This window comes from Pseudomonas sp. CMR5c (assembly GCF_003850545.1).
Taxonomy (GTDB): Bacteria; Pseudomonadota; Gammaproteobacteria; order Pseudomonadales; family Pseudomonadaceae; genus Aquipseudomonas; species Aquipseudomonas piscis.
The window spans coordinates 3,280,463-3,303,280 of sequence record NZ_CP027705.1 but is presented as its reverse complement, the minus strand read 5'-3'; the positions used below and the strand labels follow the sequence as shown (position 1 = coordinate 3,303,280).

The window sequence follows — 22,818 nt, the reverse complement described above, 5'->3', positions numbered from 1 at the left end:
CATACCTCCAGCGGTATCCGCAGCAGCTAGTGGCCAGCGTCTTGGCGGCATGGGGTTCATGCAGGGACGTGAGGGCATTGGCCCCGGTACAGGCCAGGTCTTGAGGTGTGCTCAGGAACTGGAATGCTCGACGCGCGAACGCATGGCACTCCCCGGATGGATCATTCGCCGGTCCGGTCCACCAGATGGCGGGCCTCGAAGACGGTCATGCCGAGCATGCGAAAGTACGCACGCCAGAACTCCACCGCTTCCTGCGCGGCACTCACGTCCTGCACGCATTCGATTTCGAAGACATCGCCGCTGGCCAGTTGTGTCCGGGCAGGCCAGCGGGCCAGCGCGGGATCGCTGGAGCAACGGATGAAATCCAGGAGTCGGGGCTCGCATGCGCCGGGGTCGTCGACCGCGTAGTCGACGAACAAGCGGCTGTCGGGTTCATGGCAGACGCCAAAGATGTGATACGCACCGTCCCTGGTAGAGTTCATGTCTTGTCCTCCTGACAAGAATCGCCTTCCCCGCACGCAAAGCGGTCTCGGTTACAGCGTCGCTGGCCGGCGCCAGGCTCGAGCGGTGCGGCCCGTGTACGGGCTGGCACCAGAAGTAGAAAAAAAGCCTAGTCAGCTCATTGGATCGCGCCATTTGCGAGTGTCGAAATCCGACGAATAAACATCACCAAACCTGCGCCTGCGCTCGGCGCCCGGGCTCGAACGTCCGGCTGGCCCCACATGACTGCGCCCCTGATTTCCGGGCCTTGGCTGCCCGCTGCGGCAGCGGGCATCGGGTTGACAGCGTGCTGAATCTCACCACTGGATAAACGCTTGACCTTAAAGATAACTTTAAAGTTAAGGTTTTCCCGTGGCCGCAGAACCACCGCCTTTCGATTCGCCAGTCGATCTCGCCCAAGCCCCATGGCCGGCAGGCGCACGTGGATTCGCTAAGCTCAATGGGCCGGGGCTGCCGAACAACCGATCGAGGTTGGCCGCAGGCTCCACGCGGCGACTACGCAACTTCTTCAACGACTCAAGGACACAGCATGCAAACCATATTGGGAGCCAGTGGGCAGATCGCCGTGGAGCTGGCGCGAGAACTGTCCAGCAGCCATACCGATGAGCTGCGGCTGGTCAGTCGCAACCCGGCCAAGGTCAATCCGTCCGACACCTTGCTACCGGCCGACCTGCTGGATGCCGACCAGGCCGCCAAGGCCATCGAGGGCAGCAGCATCGTGTATTTCACCGCCGGCCTGCCGCCGGACACTCGCCTGTGGGAGCAGCAATTTCCTTTGATGCTGAAAAACGCTCTCGAAGCGACGCGCGCAGCCAACGCCAAGTTCGTCTATTTCGACAACACCTACATGTACCCGCAAAACGATCGGCTGCTCACCGAAGACGCGCCCTTCCAGCCCGTCGGCCGCAAGGGCCAGGTCCGGGCGGCCATGGCCTCCATGGTGCTGCAGGAGATGGCCCGCGGCGACATTCCGGTGCTGATCGGCCGGGCGCCGGAGTTCTATGGCCCCGGCAAGACCCAGAGCATCACCAACAGCCTGGTCCTGGATAACCTCAAGGCTGGCAAGACGCCGCGAGTGCCGGTGCGCGACGACACCAAGCGCACGCTGATCTGGACCCCCGACGCCAGTCGCGCCCTGGGGCTGCTCGGCAATACCGCGGATGCCTATGGGCAGACCTGGCACCTGCCCTGCGACGATCAACGCCTGACCTACAAGGAACTGGTCGGCCTCGCTGCACAGGTGCAGGGCAAGGCGCCCTCCTACAAGGTACTGGGCAAATGGACCCTGCTGGCCGCGGGCCTGGTTTCCAGCCAAGTCCGCGAGCTGCGCGAACTGCTGCCGCGCTACGAATACGACAACCTGTTCGATTCGTCGAAATTCAAGCAGCGCTTCCCCGAGTTCCAGGTCACTACCTACCGCCAGGGGCTGGAGCAGGTGCTGGGCCGCCACTGAGCCGGCACGGTGGACGATAGCCGCGCTGCCGGCCGCTCACCGCTCGCCTTGCTCAGCGCTCTCGCGCCAAGCCTTGGCTTGGCAGTACCCACAGCGTTTTTTTCATCTAGTGTTGTGGTGTGCACGGACGTTCGTAATCGGCACGTAGCTTCCCAAGCTGATAACTATCAGTGCCCGGTGCAGCGCGTCCAAGCAGCCCTGCGCAGTCAAGCTTGATCGCAATGACCCATGGCCAAGGAGAGTGCTATGTCATACAGATCCTTGCTGCTTTGCACCCTGTTCACCCTGCCCGCCTACGTCCTCGACGCCCATGCGCTGTCCAACGACGATCACGACCAGGAGGCCATCAAGCTATTCAACACCTCCGCCAAGGCGCCCTGCATCAGTGGTTTTCCCTGCTTTGCCATCAGCAACCAGTACCCGACGAGCCCGCCAGCCCCTGCCACGGACTTCCCCTGGAGCCATACCGACTACAAGACCGATCCAGCTAAATACATGGCCCAGGTACTGGCCTATGTGGTCGAAGGCAATACCGGTGTCGACTGGGAACTGCAAAAGAACCCCATCCGGCGTTGGTATCACGCCCCCTGGATGCATGCCAAGCGCGAGCCGGTCCATGGACTGACCATGGAAAGAGGCAGCCGCCTGCACGAGCTGGGACCTGACCAGACCCGACGCACCAACAACTGGGCGGTAGGCTTCTACAACGACATCGGTGGCAGCAGCTTCGGCAAGGTATGGCAAGACAAGGCACGCCCCACCACGACCCAGGTGGTGTTCCCCGTGGGTACGGTCACCGCCAAGCTGCTGTTCACCGATGCTACCGATAGCGAGGCGCCCTACCTCAAGGGCAACAACCTTCAGTGGCAAGCGGACATTACCAACAAGCGCAAGCCGCAAAACCTGCGCCTGCTGCAAATGGATATCGCGGTCAAGGGGCAGGCCGACGCGACTCATAGCGGCTGGGTGTTCGGGACCTTCGTGTTCAACGGCGCCCGGGGCGCGGCCAACTACTGGGACAACCTGATCCCCGTGGGCCTGGAATGGGGCAACTCGACGAAGTTCACCTACGCCGATTACCAGGCCGGCAAGCGTCCGGGGGAAAGCTGGGTCAATCCCGAGGCCAAGGCGATGTTCGCCAACCGCGCACCGGACGACCAGATGGGCTACCTGGGACGCATGAACGGCCCGGTGGACAGCCCGCTTTCCAGTTGCATGAGCTGCCACAGCCGGGCCATGGATACCAATGGCGGGCCCGGGCCGGACTTCAACCCCAAGACCGACGACAACTGCCTGAAAGTGGTCGAGCTCGATAACCAGCAGACCTACGAGCGCCTGCCCACATGCAAGGTCAATGAGCAAGCGGTGCGCCTGTTCTACCGCAATCTCAAATCCGACGAGCCCTTCATCCCCGGCTTCAACTCACTGGACTACTCCCTGCAAATGGCCCTGGGAGTGGCCAACTGGCATGCCTGGAACAAGACCAAGCACCCGACGGCGCTGAAGGTGGACAGCAGCACCTTCAAGCTCAAGAGTTCCAGCGTCGGTACGCCGGTGTCGTCGAAGATCCCGCTGCTGCCCGCCGAGGAGGCCTTCCAGCGCGGTGATTGACTCTGCCAGCCGCCCGTGGCCAGTGCTGTGCGAGCGCCATGGGCGAAGGTGCTCCGGACCACGCCCGGCATGATGGGCAGCACCGAGTCCACAACGATGGCGTCGTCGCGTTCTCCTGGGCGACGCCACCGTCGGCCTGCGGGCATTCGTTCTTAGCAGATGACACGAGGTCAGGTACGGGTCCTCCCCGCTACCTTGCCGCATCACAACGCCGACGCCCGGTGAGCACGGCGCCAGGAGCTGTTGCACAGTGCCCTGGCCCCGTCCTGCCGGCGTTGCAAGGGATAGTCGGTAAATGAGGGCCGGCGATGTTACAGAATGAATGACCTAGAGAAGACGAACCTCAGTTACGGCCTGCGCCGCAAATTTAGCGCCATAAGCGCCTACCAGTCGGCTTTTTCAGCCACCTTTCTCTCCTCCTCCAAAGGCATTGTCTACACCTTCGATCCAATGTGTCTCAGGCTGCGGACAGGACTTTCCCGCAGTGACCTCTGGATCTGACAGGCACATCTGGACATTGACGTCACTCAGCCAATGGATATGGGCGAACCGATATGGATATTTTTGCAGACCTGGAAGCCAGGCTTTCCCTGCTCGAACGCAGCTTCTCACTGCATCAGGGCAAGCTATACAAGAATCCCGATCTGATAGACACACTCAAGCACATCCAGACACCACTGATTGCCCCTGGAAAACACTCCATCGAGGGTGGCGAAAAACCCTTCAAGCGCAACATCGCCGAGGTTTTTCTCGGGCAACCGGAACGACAGGATGAAATCGCCCTGTGCAATGGCGGCACCCACGGCTTGAGCCTGTGCCTGAATCTGTTCGTGCGCCCCGGGAAACACCGAGTACATGTCATCAGCCCCTATTGGATGTACCTGCCCGGCGTTATCGAGCAAGCAGGTGGCCTGATGGATGAAGTTCCCTCCCTGCATAACGCCGAACTCGTACCCGAACCGGCCTTGCTGGCGCAAATCGAATCACGCCTGGGGCCAAGCTCGGCAATTATCTACCTGGCAGTACCTGCCAACCCGCTGGGCAACTATTACAGCGATTGGTTCATCCTCCAGCTGACTCGCCTGTGCCAATGGCATGACATCGCCCTGGTCATCGACCATGCGTATTTCGGTTTTGGTGAACGAGAGAGTGACCCCGAGTACTTCCCGCGCCTACCCGATCTCTACCAGCACCCAAACATCAGCAATGTCTTCACTTTCAGCAAATTGATGGGCATACCCGGTGCCCGCCTTGGTTTCGTCCATGGCGACGCGTCCAAGGCCAGGCAGCTGGAACAGCTGTATCGCAACACCAATTACACGCTCAACAGTTTCTCGCAAACCATCGCTCATCATTTCCTGCTGGAAAAACAGCTGATCAGCGAGCGACGCCGGCTGTACCTGGAAAACCTGCGGCTGACCCAGGCCGCGCTTCACGATCATTGCCTGGTGCCCCGCGGGGGGTTCTTCGCCTTCTTGCCCATTACGCCACACCTGACGCTTGAGGACTTGCTCAACGCGGGTATCGGCGTGGTCGATGGGCAGTTGTTCGGCGCACATTACGCTGCCTATGCCCGGTTGTGCTTCACCTCCGAACCGCCACAACGCTTGCAACAATGCTTCGCCCTTTTGACTGCCTTGCTTTCACGAGAGGACTGACATGATCAATAAAATGCTCGCACTCAGAAACTCCCCCGAAGCGGCCTGCGGCCTGAAGATCAACCTCTACCGCGACTTCGAATACAAGGCTGTCGCCCGGGCGATCGCCGACCTGAAGCTTGGGAATGTCGAGTCGGTGATGGTCGGCGACTCCTACTTCATGACCCATCTGGGCCGCCACACCACCCAGCTCACCGAGCAGGACCTGGTTCTGTCCCGGACGCTACTGCCGAGCCTGGTCGCCGAAGTGCGCCGGGAGATCGACAAGAACGAATACGACATTCCCCGACCGGCCCTCATGGCGGATATACCCGGTGGGCTGACCCCCAGCGAAACCCTGGGCATCGTCGCCGACTACGTGGAGGCCGGTGCCGACATCATCAAGCTGGAGGTGCTGGAGACTACGGACCTATGGCCACTGCATGAGATAGACAACCCACAGCACGAATGGGCCATCCACATCGGTTATGCACCACAGAAGAACGAGAACCGCGTCTATGGCAATGACGGTGAGGAGATCAGCCGCCTCAAACACCTGCTCGATCGGGGCATCGCGGCAGGAGCGCGGTGTGTCATCTTCGAGCGGGTCACCGAAATCGCCAACCAGATCCTGACCCGCCATGCACTCGACCGTGGGGTGATTCCCTATTCGATATTCTCCGGAAAGGCACGGTTTTCCGGACAGTCGCTCAACGTCTGGGATGCGGTGGTCAAGTCGGGACGCGAATCAATCTTCTTCCCCCCCACCGCGATGATCGCGCGTGAAGAAGTTATCACCCACTACACCGATGAACTGATCAATAGTTGTATTTCCAAGCTTTTGAAGCTGGCCACCGCCAACGTTTTCCCGCCCTCGCCCCATCACAAGATAAGCGTCGATACCTACCTGTCGATCATTGAGGAGAACTTCGATGTCTAAGCTCGATTTCGCGCTGGAGCACTGGAAGAACAAAGCCAGCGTTCGCAACTGGTACCCGGAGTTCGTCACCGATGACCGGCCGGACTACCCCCTGGAATTGCTTCCGGATTTCACCACGCCAGACCAGGAGAAGTTCGAAACCCTGCGTGAGTCGATCGCCACCGGCCTGTGGCTCAACTACAACTGGCGGACCATCCAGGCCGAGGAACATATTGCCCTGCCCGCCATCAGGTTCCTGACCAGCCAGGAAGGCGTGCGTACCGAGGTCAAGCGTGGCTTGCTGCAGACCGCGACCGACGAGCAATACCACACCTACTTTCACACCCTGGCCATCGACGATGCGTTGCAGCGCTACAACCGTGCATTTTCACCCGCTCTGTCGGTGACCATCCGGAGCATGCGCACGCTCTTGCAAGACGAGCAGGACGCGTTCAAACGCGAGTTGCTCGTCGTCGCTTATGCGGCGGTAGCGGAGGTCAGCATCAATGCCTTCCTGGAAACCCTGTCGCGGTGCCACACCATCAAGGAAAGCAACCGTGCGCTGGTCGAGCAGCATAATCGTGATGAGGCTATTCATTCGCTGATCTTCATCGAGGCCACCTTGGATCTGCTGCGCACTCTGCCTGCACAGCACGCCAGTTTTCTCGACACAGCCATCAGCGATGCGCGCGACAGTTTCCTGCTGCATGACTTCAGCATGTACGAAACGATCTTCGCGGCTCACGGTGTGCGCGCCACTTTTTCCACCGCCTCTACCTGCATGAGCCGGGACATGCGTGGCGTCGACAAGCTGCTCAAGACCCTCAGGACCTAGGAGTGCCCCATGTCTATGATCCTGCTCGCCTGGGCATTAGTGCGTTTCCTGGAATGGCGCCGCTACCGCGACGACCAGCCGGTGCGCGATGCCATCAGGGCCGGCCAACGCCCCAATGTGGTGAAGGCCCATGACCATTGGTACGAAATCCTCGCGTTCGTCGCCGTCTGGCTGGAGATCGCGCTGTTGGCCGGAGCATGCCGGCTGTGGCCGAATCCGGTCGTCGTGCTGGTTGCCGCAATCTTCATCGGCGGACGCTTGCGGGTCCTGCAGGAGATAGGCCACACCGCCCTGCACATGGGGTTCGGTGCCGACCGGCCGCTGCAGTTTCGGATCGCCGATTACCTGGGCAATTTCGCAACCTTTCGTGCCGACTCTACAGCACGCTACCAGAGCCACTGTGTCGCTCATCACCCACATGCCGCCACCGAGCAAGACCCCAACGTGGCACGTCTGAGGCGCATCGGCCTGGTCCCCGGCATAAGCCCGGCGCGATTCTGGCTTTTGTTCTTCCACCCGCTGACTCCTACCGGGCTGGTCGAGACCCTGACGATCATGAGGGACGGCACCAGGTCTTCCCATGGTCGGATGGCCCGCCTGTGGGTTAACGGCCTGCTCCTGGCGGCGCTGTATCTGGGGGCTGGAGCCCCTGCGCTGTGGGCGTACCTGCTCGGCTTGCTGGTGTTCTACCCGCTGTATTCCTGGTGGTCGCTCCTGGTGGAGCATCGCTGGTTCGCGCCCCATGATCCAGGAGCGGTGGATAAGGCCGAGCATGATCAGAATGTCACGCAGCGCACCGAGTACGGTCGGTTCAATGGAGTACTCATGCGTATCCTGGTGTGCCCACTGACCGATTCCTACCACCTGCTGCACCACTTGCATCCGCGCCTGCACTGGAAATACAGCGCAGCGGCAGACCAGGCTCTCAGTCAGACCGATGCCCTCTATGCGGTGAATAAAAGCCAGGGTTTCGTGTTCGGTCGCTCCGGCCCGCGCTCTGCCATCAACGACCTCTACCACCGCCTGGTCACCAAGGACGCTCCCAATGGAATCTAACGTCAACGCCTATGGCGCCTCGTTCGGAAAACAGATCGTGCGCGCTCGCAACGAGTACTACTTCACCGCGGACAACCAGCAGTACTTCGACCTGTTTTCCTCTGCCGGCGTGGCCAACTTCGGGCACAATCACCCGCAGATCAAGGCTCGTCTGATCCAGTATCTACAGCAGGATGGGCCGGTACACAGCCTGGATTTTTTCACCTCGGCCAAAGCTGGTTTCATCGAGCTGTTCGAAAGCACCATCCTGCCCGAGCGCTATCGTGGCCATTACCACTATTACTTCTCCCCTCCGGCCGGGACTCTGGCCATCGACGCGGCCCTAAAGTACGCGCGCAATGCCACAGGACGCCGGGAAGTGGCCTGCTTCACGAACTCCTTCCATGGACTTTCCTACAATGCCTTGTCATTGACCGGCAATGCGGCCAAGCGAGCCTCGGCCTACACCGATCTGGCCTCTGTGCTGCGCCTGCCCTATGACCGTTACCTGGGAGAACACGTCGATACCGTGGCGCTCTATGAAAAGCTCCTGGACGATGAAAGCTCCGGATATGGCCTGCCCGCCGCCGTGGTCTTCGAGACCATCCAGGCCGAGGGCGGCATCCATGCCTGCACCGCCAACTGGTACCGGCGGTTGCTGGAACTCTGCGCGCGCAAGGGTATCGTTACCATCGTCGACGAGATCCAGGTAGGTTGCGGGCGGGCCGGAGGTTTTTTCAGTTTCCAGGCCTTGTCGGAGCACTATCCTGACGTCATCTGCCTGGCCAAGAGCCTTTCCGGCTTCGGCCTGCCGATATCCCTGGTGCTGGTCAAGAAGGAACTGGACAGCCTGCAGCCAGGTGAGAACAGTGGCACCTTCCGGGGCAATGCCTTGGCGGTGCAATCAGCCTGTTTCATGCTCGAAACCTTCAACTCGGACGAATTTGCCCATGGACTCAAGCGCAACGAGCAGATCCTTCAGGACGTGATGGCGCAGGTAGCCCAGAGATGCCCTGTGCGAGGACGGCACATGATCCATGGCATCGAGCTGGAAAGTGCCGAGATCGCCAAGCAGGTGCTGGTGCAACTGCGCAACCGGCATATCCTGGTGGAACAGTGTGGTGGCCAGCGCCGGGTGATCAAGATCATGCCGCCTTTGACCTCCAGTGCTGACAACTTGCAGTGCGCACTGGATACGGTCATCCAGGTAGTGCGCGAATACACCTGACATGGAGCCCGGGATGAACACCACCCTGTTGCTTGAACGAATGGCGATCCACGACCTGCTGTGCCGGTTCCAAGGCACCTTCGACTTGCTGGACTGGCCAGGCATGCACCACTGCCTGTGGGAGCGGTTGCATATCGATTACTCAAGCTTCAGGGACGAAGCGCCCGGGCCCATGCTGCGCGAAGACTACATTGCCCGGCGGCAGGCCGCGCTTAGCGAGTTGAAGATGCAGCACAACTTTTCCAACCTGCTGATCACGATCGACGGCACTGTCGCCACTGCTCGCTGCAATTACCAGATCCATAGATTCAGCACGCAGGACTGTCGTGGCCAGGGCGATTTCTTCCACTCTTACGGGCGATATTTCTTCGAACTGGCCAAGCGCGACGGGCAGTGGAGAATTTGCGCGATCCGCCAGCAACTCATTGCCAACCATGGCACACCAGGGCTGCACCGTGCGGTACTTACAGGCGCAACCTGAGATTCGAGGCGATATGGATACACGACAGCTGCTTACCTTTTCGCTGATCGCCTGGCTATCGATAGCCAGCCCCGGACCGGCGGTGGTCATGGCCATAAAGAACAGTCTCAGGCAAGGGCCGGGCGCGGTGTTGTCTGGTGCCCTAGGCAATATCTGCGGGCTGTTCTGCCTTTCGCTGGCGACAATACTCGGGGTAGGCCTGCTCCTCAAGGCCAACCCCTGGGCGTTCACCCTGCTCAAGATCGGGGGTGCACTCTATCTGTTCTACCTGGGCGTTGGGCAACTGATCGCCAGGAAGCAACTGTTCGGGTCGGAAGCGGCAGCGCAGCAACCCAGCCAGTCGTTTGCAGCGCTGTTCAAGGAGTCTTTCTTCCTCGCCATCAGTAACCCCAAGCCCATCTTGTTCTTTACCGCGCTATTTCCGCAGTTCATCAAGCCCGGCTCATCCCTGAGCATGCAATTTCTGGTTTTGACCGGCATTTTCATGTTGCTGTCGCTACTGACGCTCCAGGGCTATGGACTGGCCTCACGCAAGATGGTCTCGCTGCTGAGCCAGCCGCGGATCGCCACTTTGGCCAGCCGGGTCGTGGGCTGCTGCTTCATTAGCTTCGGGGTGTTATTGCTGGCCTACCGTGCGCCATAGCCGAAGACCGTTGCTTGAGCTCCTCGCTGGACGACCCGGCAACTACCAGATCTTGTAGGTGCCAAGCCGATACCGGTCCTCTATAAGGGACCGCTTTACCTACCCTCGAGGACATCCAGCATGCACATGGAAGAGCACAGGCTGAGCGAGATGAACGATGAGTTGCGATTTTCGCTAGGACGTTTCCGCTACGAACAGTTCGTGCAACGGCTGGGATGGCGACTGCCGGCCCATCCCCATCCGGACCAATGCGAATGGGACCAGTACGATACCCAACATGCCCGGTATATCCTGGCCATCAACCGGCAAGGCGCCATCGTCGGCTGTTCGCGGTTGATACCCACCACCTGCCCCAACCTGCTCGAAGGCGTCTTCAGCCAGACCTGCTCAGACGCACCGCCCAGGCATCCAGCCATTTGGGAAATGACCCGCTTCACTACCCGGGAACCACAATTGGCGATGCCGTTGTTCTGGAGAAGCTTGAAGGTCGCCAGCCAGGCGGGGGCCGAGGCCATCGTCGGGGTGGTCAATCGGACCATGGAGCGCTACTACAAGATCAATGGCGTGCACTATGAACGACTGGGGCCGCCGACCCTGCACCAGGATGAAAAACTCATCGCCATCAAGCTTTCGGCCCATCGCGAACAGCATCGCCGCGCCCTGGCCCCAGCGACTTTGGGTGGCAATACCCCTTTGCAGGAAACCGCCTGATCAGGCCGAGCCGCCCGCAGGCGACTCGGCAGCGGCTCAGATGTAGCCCAGGGCAACCGCGTAGGACACCGCCTGGACCCGGTTGCTGGCGCCGATCTTGCGCTGGATGTTGCGGTGGTGATAGTTCACCGTGTCGGTGCACACCCCCATGATCACGCCGATTTCTTCCGAGGTCTTGCCATCGGCAGTCCAGCGCAGCACATCGCATTCCCGTCCACTGAACTCGACCTGGGCATTGAACACGCTGTCATCGCTTTCCAGTTCAGAGATCTTCTCATGGGCAGCGATGGCGAATGCCTTGGTAACAGGTTTCAAGGCCTCGAACTCCTCGAGGCTGATGGCCTTGCTCCGGCGTGCCAGGCTCAGCAGGCCGACTCGCCCCTGGGCATTGAACGAAGGTTGCGCCAGGCCATGGCACAGGCCCGAATCCCTGGCTTCGGACCAGAACTGCGGGCTGTCGCGAAATAGCTCGTTAGTCCACAGGATCGTGGCCGGGGAAAGCTTGCTGTGCTTCACCGTCGGATCGATCAAGGCGTAGTTTTCCCCCTGGTAGCGCTGCACCCAGTGCTCGGGGTAATTGCTATATATAGATGTCCTGGGGCGCATGAATGGGGTCACGCTACACATGCCGTAGGCAAAGAAGTCGAAACCCAGTTCATGCAAGGCTCTCATCGCGATAACCCTGAATTCTTCAGTATCCGCGGCTTGTGCAAAGATACTGTAAAAATAAGCGTCCCATCCAAACAGCTGTCCTAATTCCATTTTGAACACCACTAAAGTTTGAACGAGGTCGTGAGACTAGACCAAACTGAACTCATGTCAACAGGTAAATCGGAAGCTCCATAGACGCCTTCGTACTAACACTAGATTTGTACTATATAGTTAAACTCGCTAGCCATAAGCCAGTATCTACTTTCGATATTACTAGGCCATTACCGGTCTTCAGGCGACGAACGCACGATTCTCTTCACGATACTGAAACAGTCCTTCCGAATGGCTTCTTAGCCACCCTCGCTACAAGATCTGGTAGTTCCAACGCCAAGAAACGCAAGTGTATAAACAACCCCCATTCAACGCCGTTACAACAGCAAGATTCTTGATGGCTGCAACTAATTTCGCCAAGAAATAGTTAACCAGACATTTACTTTATTTTAGAAAACGATGGTTCTAATTAAGTGAGGATGCTGCCCATGACTGCTTCAAGCGCTCCCAGCGACTTTGATGAACAAGTTGAACTTCGCAGGAAAAATCGAGCCACCGTCGAGCAGTACATGCGTACTAATGGCAAAGATCGCCTACGTCGTCATGAGTTGTTCACCAAGGATGGCAGCGTCGCTTCCTGGACCAACGAAACCGGAAAACCCCTGGAATTCAGGGGCCATGCCAAGCTCGCCGCTCTCGGCGCGTGGATCGAGAAGTGCTTCCCGGACTGGGAATTCCACAATGTACGGATTTTCGCCACCAGCGATCCCAATCACTTCTGGGTGGAAAGCGACGCTCGTGGCAAGACTCGGGTACCGGGTTATCCGGAGGGATATTGCGAGAATCATTACATTCATTCCTTCGAGCTGGACAACGGCAAGATCACCCAGAGCCGTGAGTTCATGAACCCTTTCGACCAACTTCGCGGCCTCGGTGTCCCGGTACCGAAGATCCAGCGCGCAGGTATTCCTGCCTCATAAGTCAAGTCCCTAAAACATTGGAGAAAGACCATGCAAAATAGCGCTGCACGACAACTAAATGAGCACGACACCACCGAACTTCGACGGAAAAATCGCGCCACCGTAGAGCAATACATGCATACCAAGGGCCAGGACCGCCTGCGTCGTCACGAACTATTTACCGAGGATGGTTCTGGCGGCCTCTGGACCACGGATACCGGTGCGCCAATTGCCATCAACGGCAAGTCCAAGTTGGCCGAACATGCTGTCTGGTCACTCAAGTGCTTCCCGGATTGGGAGTGGTACAACATCCAGATATTTGAAACCGATGATCCCAATCATATCTGGGTCGAGTGCGATGGCCACGGCAAGATCCTGTTCCCAGGATATCCGGAAGGTTATTACGAAAATCACTTCCTGCATTCTTTCGAATTGCAGGACGGCAAGATCAAACAGAACCGCGAGTTCATGAATGTCTTCCAGCAACTGCGCGCCCTGGGTATTCCGGTGCCGCAGATCAAGCGCGAAGGCATTCCTACCTGAATCCCATCCAGAGAGTGATCGCATCATGGAAGACTTACTGAACCGAGTTCTAAGTTGTGAAGCGTTGCAGCAACCTCAATGGAGCGAGCCTTCACAACTGCACGATGCGCAGGCCTATCTCCGGGACAGCGCGCCGCTGATTCGCGTCGAAGACGTCCTGGTGCTGCGGGAGACCTTGGCCAAGGTCGCGGCCGGCGAGGCGATGGTCATCCAGTCCGGTGATTGCGCCGAGGACATGAGCGAGAGCTCTCCCAACCACGTGGCCCGCAAAGCCGCGGTGCTGGACATGCTCGCCGGTGCATTGCGGCTGGTGACCCAGCAGCCGGTGGTGCGAGTGGGTCGGATCGCGGGGCAGTTCGCCAAGCCCCGTTCCAACAACAGCGAACGCATCGGCGACGTCGAGTTGCCGGTGTATCGCGGTGACATGGTCAACGGCCGCGAGGCCGTCGACAGCCATCGCCAACACGATGCCCAACGCCTGGTGCGTGGGTATCGGGCCGCCCAGGACATCATGCAGCACCTGGGCTGGAGCGAACCGGTGGACCAGGAGCCACTGAACGGTTCGCCGGCCTGGACCAGCCACGAGATGCTGGTACTGGACTACGAACTGCCCCAGGTCCGCCAGGACGAACAAGGCCGGGTATTCCTCGGCTCGACCCACTGGCCGTGGATCGGCGAGCGCACCCGGCAATTGACCGGCGCCCATGTGGCGCTGCTCAGCGAGGTGCTCAACCCGGTGGCTTGCAAGGTCGGTCCGGACATCACCCGCGAGCAGTTGCTGAGCCTGTGCGAACGCCTGGACCCGCGTCGCGAGCCGGGCCGCTTGACCCTGATCGCCCGCATGGGCGCGCACAAGGTCGGTGATCGCCTGCCGCCCCTGGTCGAAGCGGTCCGCGGTGCCGGGCACAAGATCATCTGGCTCAGCGACCCGATGCACGGCAACACCATAGTCGCCCCGTGCGGCAACAAGACCCGCATGGTGCGGACCATCACCGAGGAAATCATCGCCTTCAAGCATGCCGTGACTGCGGCCGGGGGCGTGGCTGCCGGCCTGCATCTGGAGACCACTCCCGATGAGGTCAGCGAATGCGTTTCCGATGTCATGGAGCTGGACCGGGTCGCCAGCCAATACAAGAGCCTGTGCGATCCGCGCCTGACTCCCTGGCAAGCCATCACCGCGGTGATGGCCTGGAAGAACTCGCCCTCACCCGCCCTTTTCTGACTGGAGTTAGTCGCCATGACCGGCATTCCATCGATCATTCCCTATGCCCTGCCCACTTCCCGCGACCTGCCCGTCAATCTCGCGCAATGGCATATAGACCCCGAGCGCGCCGTACTGCTGGTACATGACATGCAGCGCTATTTCCTGCGGCCGTTGCCCGAGACCCTGCGCGAAAGCGTAGTGGGCAATGCCGCACGCATTCGCCAGTGGGCCGCCGATAACCAGATCCCGGTGGCCTACACCGCCCAACCCGGGAGCATGAGCGAAGAACAACGAGGATTGCTCAAGGACTTCTGGGGGCCGGGCATGCAGGCCAGCCCCGGCGATCGCGAGGTGGTCGACGCCCTGGCGCCCCGTCCCGGCGACTGGCTGCTGACCAAGTGGCGCTACAGCGCGTTCTTCAATTCCGACCTGCTCGAGCGCATGCGCGAAAGCGGTCGTGACCAACTGATCCTCTGCGGAGTGTACGCCCACGTGGGAGTGTTGATCTCCACGGTGGACGCCTATTCCAACGACATCCAGCCGTTCCTGGTAGCCGATGCGATCGCCGATTTCAGCAAGGAGCACCACTGGATGGCCATCGAATACGCCGCCAGCCGCTGCGCCATGGTCGTGACCACCGATGAGGTGCTGCTATGAACCAGGCCAGCGCCCCGCTGATCGAACGTATCCTGCAACCGGCCCCCGGCCCCTTTGCCCTGCTCTACCGTCCGGAGGCCACTGGACCGGGATTGCTGGACGTCCTGGTGGGCAAGATGTCGGAACCCCGGCACTTGGCGGATATCGAGCTGCCCGCCACCACCATCGGCGCACCGCGCCTGGACGTGCTGACGCTGATTCCCTACCGGCAGATCGCCGAGCGCGGCTTCGAGGCCGTGGACGACCAGTCGCCGTTGCTGGCAATGAACATCACCGAACAGCAATCCATCGGCATCGAGCAATTGCTGCAGCTGCTGCCCGATGAGCCGATCCAGCTGGACAGCGAGCGCTTCGACCTGAGCGACGAAAGCTACGCCGAGATCGTCAGCCAGGTGATCGCCAACGAAATCGGCTCCGGGGAAGGTGCCAACTTCGTGATCAAGCGCACCTTCCTGGCGGAGATCAGCGACTATGGCCCGACCAAGGCCCTGTCGTTCTTCCGGCACCTGCTGGAACGGGAAAAAGGCTCTTACTGGACCTTCATCATCCACACCGGCGAGCGGACCTTCGTCGGTGCCTCGCCCGAGCGCCACATCAGCGTCAAGGATGGTCTGGCGGTGATGAATCCCATCAGCGGCACCTACCGCTATCCGCCCGCCGGCCCCAGCCTGGCCGAAGTCATGGAGTTCCTGGCCAACCGCAAGGAAGCCGAAGAGCTGTACATGGTGGTGGACGAAGAACTGAAGATGATGGCGCTGATCTGCGAGGACGGCGGCCATGTCCGTGGCCCGTACCTCAAGGAAATGGCCCACCTGGCCCACACCGAGTACTTCATCGAGGGCAAGACCCGCCGCGATGTGCGCGACATCCTGCGCGAGACCCTGTTCGCCCCGACGGTCACCGGCAGCCCGCTGGAAAGCGCCTGCCGGGTGATCCGGCGCTACGAGCCCCAGGGGCGTGGCTACTACAGCGGCATGGCGGCGTTGATCGGCAATGACGGCAAGGGCGGACGGTCCCTGGACTCGGCGATCCTGATCCGTACCGCCGACATCGATGACCAGGGCCAGGTGCGCATCAGCGTCGGCTCGACCATCGTCCGCCATTCCGACCCGCTGGGCGAAGCCGCGGAAAGCCGGGCCAAGGCCGCCGGCCTGATCGCCGCACTGAAGAACCAGACCCCCTCGCGCTTTGGCGACCACCTGCAAGTGCGCGCCGCCCTGGCCAGCCGCAACGCCTATGTCTCGGACTTCTGGTTGATGGACAGCCAGCAGCGCCAGCAGGTGCAGAGCGACTTCAACGGGCGCCAGGTGCTGATCGTCGATGCCGAAGACACCTTCACCTCGATGATCGCCAAGCAGCTACGGTCCCTGGGGTTGCTGGTGACCGTGCGCAGCTTCAACGACGAGTACAGCTTCGACGGCTACGACCTGGTGATCATGGGCCCCGGCCCCGGCAACCCCAGCGAGATCCAGCAGCCGAAGATCAACCACCTGCACCTGGCCATCCGCACCCTGCTCACTGAGCAGCGGCCCTTCGTCGCGGTGTGCCTGAGCCACCAGGTCCTGAGCCTGTGCCTGGGCCTGGAGCTGCAACGCCGGGAAATCCCCAACCAGGGCGTGCAGAAGCAGATCGACCTGTTCGGCAACCCCGAGCGGGTGGGCTTCTACAACACCTTCGCGGCCCAGAGCACGAGCAACCGCCTGGACGTCGAAGGCGTCGGCACCATCGAGATCAGCCGCGACAGCGAGACCGGCGAGGTACATGCCTTGCGCGGGCCGGCGTTCGCCTCGATGCAGTTCCACGCCGAATCGCTGTTGACCCAGGAAGGCCCGCGGATCATGGCCGACCTGCTGCGCCATGCCCTCATCAATACCCCCGCCGACAGCAACGCTTCGGCGGCCCGGAGATAACCCATGCACGAATACGTCATCATCGACGCCTTTGCCAGTACCCCGCTGGAAGGCAATCCGGTCGCGGTGTTCTTCAACGCCGACGACCTGAGCGCCACCCAGATGCAGCGCATCGCCCGGGAAATGAACCTCTCGGAAACCACTTTCGTGCTCAAGCCGCGCAACAGCGGCGACTGGCTGGTCAGGATCTTCACCCCGGTCAACGAACTGCCCTTCGCCGGCCACCCGCTGTTGGGTACCGCCATCGCCCTGGGCGCCCATACCGAGAACCACCGGCTGTACCTGGAAACCCAGATGGGCACCATCGCCTTCGAGCTGGAACGCCAGAACGGCAGCGTGATCGCCGCCAGCATGGACCAGCCGATTCCCACCTGGTCGGCCCTGGGCCGCGATGCCGAGTTGCTCAAGGCCCTGGGCATCGAGTCCTCGACCTTTCCCATCGAGATCTATCACAACGGCCCGCGCCATGTGTTCGTCGGCCTGCCAAGCATCGAGGCGCTGTCCGCCCTGCATCCCGATCACCGCGCCTTGTCGAACTTCCACGACATGGCCATCAACTGCTTTGCCGGTTCCGGGCGGCGCTGGCGCAGCCGGATGTTCTCGCCAGCCTATGGCGTGGTGGAGGATGCCGCCACTGGCTCGGCCGCCGGGCCACTGGCCATCCACCTGGCTCGCCACGGCCAGTTGCCGTTCGGCCAGCAGGTGGAGATTCTCCAGGGCGTGGAGATCGGTCGACCTTCACTGATGTTCGCCAGGGCCGAAGGCCGGGCCGAGCAGCTCAAGCGAGTCGAAGTTTCCGGTAATGGCGTGCTCTTCGGGCGGGGGACCATCGTGCTATGAACAATCCACTACAAGGCAAGCCACTGTTGGGCAGCGGTATGTCGGAGTCCCTCACCGGCACCCTGGATGCGCCCTTCCCCGAGTTCCAGAGCCTGCCGGACGAGCCCATGGGCGTGCTGCGCAACTGGCTCGAACGCGCCCGCCGCGTGGGCATCCGCGAACCCAAGGCGCTGGCCCTGGCCACCGCCGACAGCCAGGGCCGACCTTCGACCCGGATCGTGGTGATCAGCGAGATCACCGATACCGGCCTGCTGTTCAGCACCCATGCCGGCAGCCAGAAAGGCCGTGAGCTGACCCAGAACCCCTGGGCCTCGGGAGTCCTGTATTGGCGCGAGACCAGCCAGCAGATCATCCTCAACGGTCGGGCCGTGCGCTTGCCGGATGCCAAGGCCGAAGAGGCCTGGTTGAACCGCCCCTATGCCACGCATCCGATGTCCTCGGTATCGCACCAGAGCGAGGAGCTGCTGGATATCCAGGCCATGCGCGACGCCGCCCGGGAGCTGGCGCAGGTCTCGGGGCCGTTGCCGCGGCCTGCTGGTTACTGCGTGTTCGAGCTGCGGCTGGAGTCCGTGGAATTCTGGGGCAACGGCCAGGAGCGCCTGCATGAACGCTTGCGCTATGACCGCAGTGACAAGGGCTGGGAGGTACGACGCCTGCAACCCTGAATAAGGCAAGTGTTGGTACGGGATCTACCGCGCGATGGATTGGCACTGGGGGCAAGACACTGCGGTTTACCCGACATGCGTCATGGAAGTCTTTCCGGCCATCCTCACGCGGCTCATCGATTAATCAGAGGAGTTGCTAAATGTGTGGTCTCACAGGATGGGTAGACTATACGCGCAGGCTCGAAGGGGAAAGTCCTGCAATTCGCGCCATGACCAATACGCTCGCGTTTCGCGGGCCTGATGCCGAAGGTACATGGAGGCATCGGCATGCCCTTCTGGGGCATCGGCGGCTGGCGGTCATCGACCTGGACGGTGGCGTCCAGCCGATGATCTATCGTTTCGCCGATGGCCAGGAAGTCGCGCTGGTCTACACCGGCGAAGTCTACAACCACGACGCGTTGCGCAAGCAGCTGCGACAACAGGGTCATGAGTTCCAGACCCGCAGCGACACCGAAGTGGTACTGCATGCTTACCTGCAATGGGGCGAGCGCTGCTGCGAATACCTCACCGGCATGTTCGCCTTCGCCCTGTTCGACGGGCGCGATGGCCACCTGTTGCTGGTCCGCGATCGCCTGGGGATCAAGCCGCTGTTCTACGCCCGGCATCGCGATGGCCTGCTCTTCGCCTCGGAGATCAAGGCCATCCTGGCTCACCCGGAATTCACCGCGACCCTGGAAACCACCGGGCTGGCCGATGTGCTCACGCTGTCCAAGGGCACCGACCAGACACCGTTCAGAAACCTGATGGAGCTGCTTCCCGGCCATCTCCTGTCCTGGCGTCCCAATGGACCGATAAAGATCCGCAGCTACTGGGAAGTACGCCGCCAGGAACACCAGGACGATGTGCAGACCACGGTGCACAAGACTCGCGAGCTGGTCACCCAGGCACTGGGGTCGCAGCTGCATGCCGACGTTCCAGTGTGTTCGCTGCTGTCCGGCGGGCTCGATTCCACCACCCTCACGGCGATCGCCCAGCGTCTGGAAAAGGCCAGGACCGGCGGTGATATCAATTCCTTCTCCCTGGACTTCACCGGCCAGGCCGAGTATTTCAAGAGCGACGACCTACGCCCCGACCTGGACCAGCCCTTTGCCTTGCTGGCCGCAAAAGCCATAGGCAGCCGGCACCAGACCGTGCTCATCGACAACGCGGAACTGATTTCCGACCTGGCCCGCCGCGAGGTGTTCCGGGCCAAGGACGTGCCGCTCACCTTCGGCGATATGGATACCTCCCTGAACCTGATGTTCAGGGAGATTCGCAAGCACTCCACGGTGGCCATCTCCGGCGAAGGCGCCGATGAGGTGTTCGGCGGCTATAGTTGGTTCCGTGACCCCAAGGTCGTGGCCTCGGCGTGTTTTCCCTGGGCATCGCGGGTGCACTTGCAGGCGGGCTTCATCAACCCGGATTTCACCCGCCGGTGCGACCTGGCCAAGTACCAGCAGGCGAGCTACGACGATGCTCTGCGCCAGGTCGAGCACCTGGCCCAGGACAGCCCGCAGGAACGGCGGATGCGCGAGATTTGCCACATGCACTTGAAACGCTGGATGGTGATCCTGCTCGATCGCAAGGACCGCCTGAGCATGTGCAACAGCCTGGAGGTACGTGTGCCGTTCACCGATCACCAACTGGTCGAGTACGTCTACAACGTGCCGTGGTCGATCAAGAGCAAGGACGGCCAGGAGAAGTGGCTGCTCAAGCAGGCCTGTGCCGACTATGTTCCCGAGGCGGTGCTCAAACGCAGGAAAAGCCCCTATCCGACTTCGGCGAACCTGGGCTATGAACGCTTCCTGCGCCGCAGTACCGAGCAATTGCTGCAGGACGTCGGCAACCCGGTGTTCGGCATCGTCTCCCACGCTCATGTCACCGAGGAACTGCGCCAGCCCGAGGGCTACTTCAATACGCAGATGAGCCGGCATGGCCTGGAAACTGCGCTAACGCTGGATGCCTGGCTGCGCTCCCACGGGCTTGCGGTCTGATAGGAACCTGAGGCAGCCGGGAGGCTGCCTCATCTTGCGGGACACTGCGCGCAGTGTCTCGGCTATCCCACTGCATTGCGGCCGGTATTGGCCTTCAGGTCCTTGCCAATGTGCGGCCATCGTTCAAAGGAGCTTGTCCCGCCCTGCTTTCACCAGAACCAGCCACCGCCGCGGGCCAGTTCCTGTTCGCAACTGCGGTATTGGGCGCCGAACAGCGAGGCCCGGGCCTGGACCTTGAGCGATACGTTCTTCAACCAGGGCTTGGCGTCGTAGCTGCGGTTGCGATAGCCACCCCAGCCTTCGTGGTAGTTCAGGTACTGGCCGTAGGCGTCCCATTTGGAGGTGCGATTGACGTTGTAGCTCTTCTGCATGTACCAGCCCATGAAATCCAGGGCGTCGGCGAAGTTGTCGCGGCTTGCCCCCCAACCACCGGCGTCCTTCTTGTAGTCGGCCCAGGTTTCATCCTTGGCCTGGGCGTAGCCGTAGGCGGTGCTGACCCGGCCCCAGGGAATGAAGCCCAAGAAGTAGTAGCGCGGTGGCAAGGCGTCGTGCTTGAACGATGACTCCTGGTACATCATCGCCATGGGCACCTGGATCGGGGCGCCCCAGCGCTGGTTCATCTTCTGCGCGGCTTCGTACCACTTGGGTTTCTCGCGAAAGATCTCGCAGAGATTGTCGGGGTTGGCCGGAGGCTTGGTGGCGCAACCGGCAAGGGCCAGGAGCAGGACGGGGAGCAAGAGCCGAAGCATGGAGGGGACTATTCCTTGGGCGCGGGCCTGGTGCAGCCCTTCGGGCGAAGCTTTATACACACTTTGCCATCAGCCGGCGATACGCCAGCGCGCAGCGCTGTGTTGCAACTCGCAACAGCACCTGGCCAGGACAGGCCTGTCGGCAAGTGCGCGGCAGGCCCGCTGCCGGTCAATCGGGGCGCCAGCGCTCTCCACGATTGTTGCCGGTGCCCTTGTAGCCGCCGTAGCCATCCGGTTCCCAGCCACCGCCGGCATTGTCCCCAGTGCCGATGAAACCGCCACGGCCATCGGGCTCCAGCCCCCTGCCCTGGTTCTTGCCAGTACCGGTGTAGCCACCACGGCCATCGGAGACATAACCACGCTTGCGGTTCTCGCCCGTCCCCTCGTAGCCGCCCTTGCCATCGGAGGCCCAGCCGCCACCCCAGGCGCTGCCTTCACCGTGGAAGGCGCCCTTGCCATCGGACTTGTAGTCTTGGCCGTAGTTGGTGCCAGTACCGGTGTAGCCACCCGAACCATCCGGGGTGAAACCGGCGCCCTTGTTCAGCCCGGTGCCTTTGAGTCCGCCATCGTCGGCCGGAGCATAACCGCGACCAAAATTGTTGCCGGTGCCTCGGAGCGAGCCGTCCTTCTGCAACTCGTAATCGGAACCCTGGTTCTTGCCCGTGCCCTTGAAACCGCCATGTCCGTCGGGCTCGTAGCCGCGATCCTGGGCGAAACCCTGGCCGATGAAACCTTCGGCGGCCAGCAGCGGCGTGCCGGTGCCGAGCAAGGCGATGGCCAATAGCAGGTGGGAATGTCTGTTCATGCCGTATCGATATCCTTATGTAGGGGGAACGCCAGAATTCTTTGCCTGCTTGAACTCAGCGGGAGATCGCCATCCAACCTGCGCAACCGGTCATGATCCCGGCCGAGGTGCGGTTCAGGCGCTGCATGGCCCTGGGCGACTGGATCGCCCGCTTGATCCGCGCCCCGGTCACCAGGTACGCCAGTTGGATGCTCAGGTCGATGCCGACTCCCAGTGCAGTGATGAAAGCCACTTCCGACCAGGACAGCGCCGTCAGGTCGAAGGCATGGGGCAGCACCGCACCGAAGAACACCACCGCCTTGGGGTTGCTCAGGGTCAGCAGCGCTCCGGCGAGCAGCCCGCGGCCGGCCGAGCGCTTCGGCAGCTCCTCGGGCTGCGTGGGGTTCTTCGACCACAGCTTCCAGGCGATGAACAGGATGAAGGCCACGCCGAGCCACTTGACGCCGATGAACAAGTACTCGAAGCGCAGTGCCAGCGCCGCCAGGCCCAGGGTGGCCACCAGCAGCCAGAGCGCATTGCCCAGGACCATGCCACCGATGAACGGCAAGGTGGAACGGGCCCCGCGCGCCACCACCTGCCCCAGCATTGCGGCCTGGGCCGGGCCGGGAATGGCCGCGGCAATGGCGAACGGTACGGCGAAAAACCAGATCGAGGCAGTCACGCTCATCGACGAAATCCCCCGGGTCACTACGATGTCGGCCTGGATATTCGCACCGAGGCATCCGCTTGGGCAATGCCCGCTCCAGTGACGGCGCAG

General features: G+C 61.3%; 23 protein-coding genes. 18 read left to right on the top strand and 5 right to left on the bottom strand.

The window, feature by feature from the left end; genetic code table 11:
• Positions 1-161: 161 nt before the first annotated feature.
• A complete protein-coding gene (locus C4K40_RS15250) occupies positions 162-482 on the bottom strand; it encodes a hypothetical protein (protein WP_053129839.1) in 321 nt (106 codons plus the stop codon).
• Between the two features lie 548 nt (positions 483-1,030).
• Here C4K40_RS15250 and C4K40_RS15245 point away from each other — a divergent pair.
• The 10 genes from C4K40_RS15245 (at position 1,031) to C4K40_RS15200 (ending at position 11,054) form a co-directional block, all read left to right on the top strand.
• Positions 1,031-1,954, top strand: coding sequence for an NAD-dependent epimerase/dehydratase family protein (locus C4K40_RS15245; protein WP_053129838.1), 924 nt, complete (start codon positions 1,031-1,033; stop codon positions 1,952-1,954).
• A 246-nt stretch (positions 1,955-2,200) separates the two neighbouring features.
• Complete coding sequence (locus C4K40_RS15240) at positions 2,201-3,565, top strand: hypothetical protein (RefSeq protein ID WP_124421316.1); 1,365 nt, start codon at positions 2,201-2,203, stop codon at positions 3,563-3,565.
• A 554-nt stretch (positions 3,566-4,119) separates the two neighbouring features.
• Positions 4,120-5,223, top strand: coding sequence for a pyridoxal phosphate-dependent aminotransferase (locus C4K40_RS15235; RefSeq protein ID WP_022644426.1), 1,104 nt, complete (start codon positions 4,120-4,122; stop codon positions 5,221-5,223).
• A gap of 13 nt (positions 5,224-5,236) precedes the next feature.
• Positions 5,237-6,142, top strand: a complete 906-nt coding sequence (locus tag C4K40_RS15230) for a 3-methyl-2-oxobutanoate hydroxymethyltransferase (protein WP_164485023.1) — start codon at positions 5,237-5,239, stop codon at positions 6,140-6,142.
• Positions 6,135-6,956, top strand: coding sequence for a diiron oxygenase (locus C4K40_RS15225; protein WP_053129830.1), 822 nt, complete (start codon positions 6,135-6,137; stop codon positions 6,954-6,956). Before C4K40_RS15230 ends, C4K40_RS15225 begins: the two co-directional genes overlap by 8 nt.
• Positions 6,957-6,965: 9 nt before the next feature.
• Positions 6,966-8,012 carry a fatty acid desaturase gene (locus tag C4K40_RS15220; protein WP_083456839.1) on the top strand — a complete coding sequence of 349 codons (1,047 nt, stop codon included), beginning with the start codon at positions 6,966-6,968 and terminating at the stop codon, positions 8,010-8,012.
• Complete coding sequence (locus C4K40_RS15215; RefSeq protein ID WP_053129827.1) at positions 8,002-9,219, top strand: diaminobutyrate--2-oxoglutarate transaminase; 1,218 nt, start codon at positions 8,002-8,004, stop codon at positions 9,217-9,219. Before C4K40_RS15220 ends, C4K40_RS15215 begins: the two co-directional genes overlap by 11 nt.
• A gap of 13 nt (positions 9,220-9,232) precedes the next feature.
• Positions 9,233-9,700: a nuclear transport factor 2 family protein gene (locus tag C4K40_RS15210; protein WP_022644419.1), complete on the top strand. Its 468-nt coding sequence runs from the start codon at positions 9,233-9,235 to the stop codon at positions 9,698-9,700.
• A gap of 13 nt (positions 9,701-9,713) precedes the next feature.
• Positions 9,714-10,343 carry a LysE family translocator gene (locus C4K40_RS15205; RefSeq protein WP_022644418.1) on the top strand — a complete coding sequence of 210 codons (630 nt, stop codon included), beginning with the start codon at positions 9,714-9,716 and terminating at the stop codon, positions 10,341-10,343.
• Between the two features lie 120 nt (positions 10,344-10,463).
• Positions 10,464-11,054: an acyl-homoserine-lactone synthase gene (locus tag C4K40_RS15200; protein WP_022644417.1), complete on the top strand. Its 591-nt coding sequence runs from the start codon at positions 10,464-10,466 to the stop codon at positions 11,052-11,054.
• 36 nt (positions 11,055-11,090) lie between these two features.
• On the opposite strand, the gene C4K40_RS15195 is transcribed toward C4K40_RS15200, so the two are convergent.
• Complete coding sequence (locus C4K40_RS15195) at positions 11,091-11,816, bottom strand: autoinducer binding domain-containing protein (protein ID WP_031321685.1); 726 nt, start codon at positions 11,814-11,816, stop codon at positions 11,091-11,093.
• 428 nt (positions 11,817-12,244) lie between these two features.
• Here C4K40_RS15195 and C4K40_RS31735 point away from each other — a divergent pair, with 428 nt between their 5' ends.
• The 8 genes from C4K40_RS31735 to asnB all read left to right on the top strand — a co-directional run bounded on the left by C4K40_RS31735 (position 12,245) and on the right by asnB (position 20,507).
• Positions 12,245-12,736 carry a PhzA/PhzB family protein gene (locus C4K40_RS31735; protein WP_053129821.1) on the top strand — a complete coding sequence of 164 codons (492 nt, stop codon included), beginning with the start codon at positions 12,245-12,247 and terminating at the stop codon, positions 12,734-12,736.
• Positions 12,737-12,766: 30 nt separating this feature from the next.
• Complete coding sequence (locus C4K40_RS31730; protein ID WP_053129818.1) at positions 12,767-13,258, top strand: PhzA/PhzB family protein; 492 nt, start codon at positions 12,767-12,769, stop codon at positions 13,256-13,258.
• Positions 13,259-13,283: 25 nt separating this feature from the next.
• Positions 13,284-14,480: a 3-deoxy-7-phosphoheptulonate synthase gene (locus C4K40_RS15185; RefSeq protein ID WP_053129815.1), complete on the top strand. Its 1,197-nt coding sequence runs from the start codon at positions 13,284-13,286 to the stop codon at positions 14,478-14,480.
• Positions 14,481-14,495: 15 nt separating this feature from the next.
• On the top strand, positions 14,496-15,119 hold the full coding sequence (locus tag C4K40_RS15180) for an isochorismatase family protein (protein WP_022640947.1): 624 nt from the start codon (positions 14,496-14,498) through the stop codon (positions 15,117-15,119).
• Entirely contained in the window at positions 15,116-17,029 is a 1,914-nt protein-coding gene (locus tag C4K40_RS15175; protein WP_053129812.1) for an anthranilate synthase family protein, read from the top strand. Before C4K40_RS15180 ends, C4K40_RS15175 begins: the two co-directional genes overlap by 4 nt.
• 3 nt (positions 17,030-17,032) lie before the next feature.
• Entirely contained in the window at positions 17,033-17,869 is an 837-nt protein-coding gene (locus C4K40_RS15170; RefSeq protein ID WP_022640949.1) for a PhzF family phenazine biosynthesis protein, read from the top strand.
• Positions 17,866-18,534 (top strand): phenazine biosynthesis FMN-dependent oxidase PhzG, encoded by a 669-nt coding sequence (gene phzG / locus C4K40_RS15165; RefSeq protein WP_022640950.1) that lies wholly within the window; start codon positions 17,866-17,868, stop codon positions 18,532-18,534. The genes C4K40_RS15170 and phzG overlap by 4 nt, the downstream gene beginning before the upstream one ends.
• A gap of 140 nt (positions 18,535-18,674) precedes the next feature.
• A complete protein-coding gene (gene asnB, locus C4K40_RS15160) occupies positions 18,675-20,507 on the top strand; it encodes an asparagine synthase (glutamine-hydrolyzing) (protein ID WP_053129809.1) in 1,833 nt (610 codons plus the stop codon).
• A gap of 149 nt (positions 20,508-20,656) precedes the next feature.
• Here asnB and C4K40_RS15155 read toward each other — a convergent pair whose 3' ends face one another.
• From C4K40_RS15155 to C4K40_RS15145, 3 genes are all read right to left on the bottom strand, one after another.
• On the bottom strand, positions 20,657-21,256 hold the full coding sequence (locus C4K40_RS15155) for a hypothetical protein (RefSeq protein WP_053129805.1): 600 nt from the start codon (positions 21,254-21,256) through the stop codon (positions 20,657-20,659).
• Between the two features lie 169 nt (positions 21,257-21,425).
• A complete protein-coding gene (locus C4K40_RS15150; protein ID WP_022640958.1) occupies positions 21,426-22,061 on the bottom strand; it encodes a hypothetical protein in 636 nt (211 codons plus the stop codon).
• Between the two features lie 55 nt (positions 22,062-22,116).
• Positions 22,117-22,728, bottom strand: coding sequence for a LysE family translocator (locus C4K40_RS15145; protein WP_022640959.1), 612 nt, complete (start codon positions 22,726-22,728; stop codon positions 22,117-22,119).
• Between the last annotated feature and the right edge of the window lie 90 nt (positions 22,729-22,818).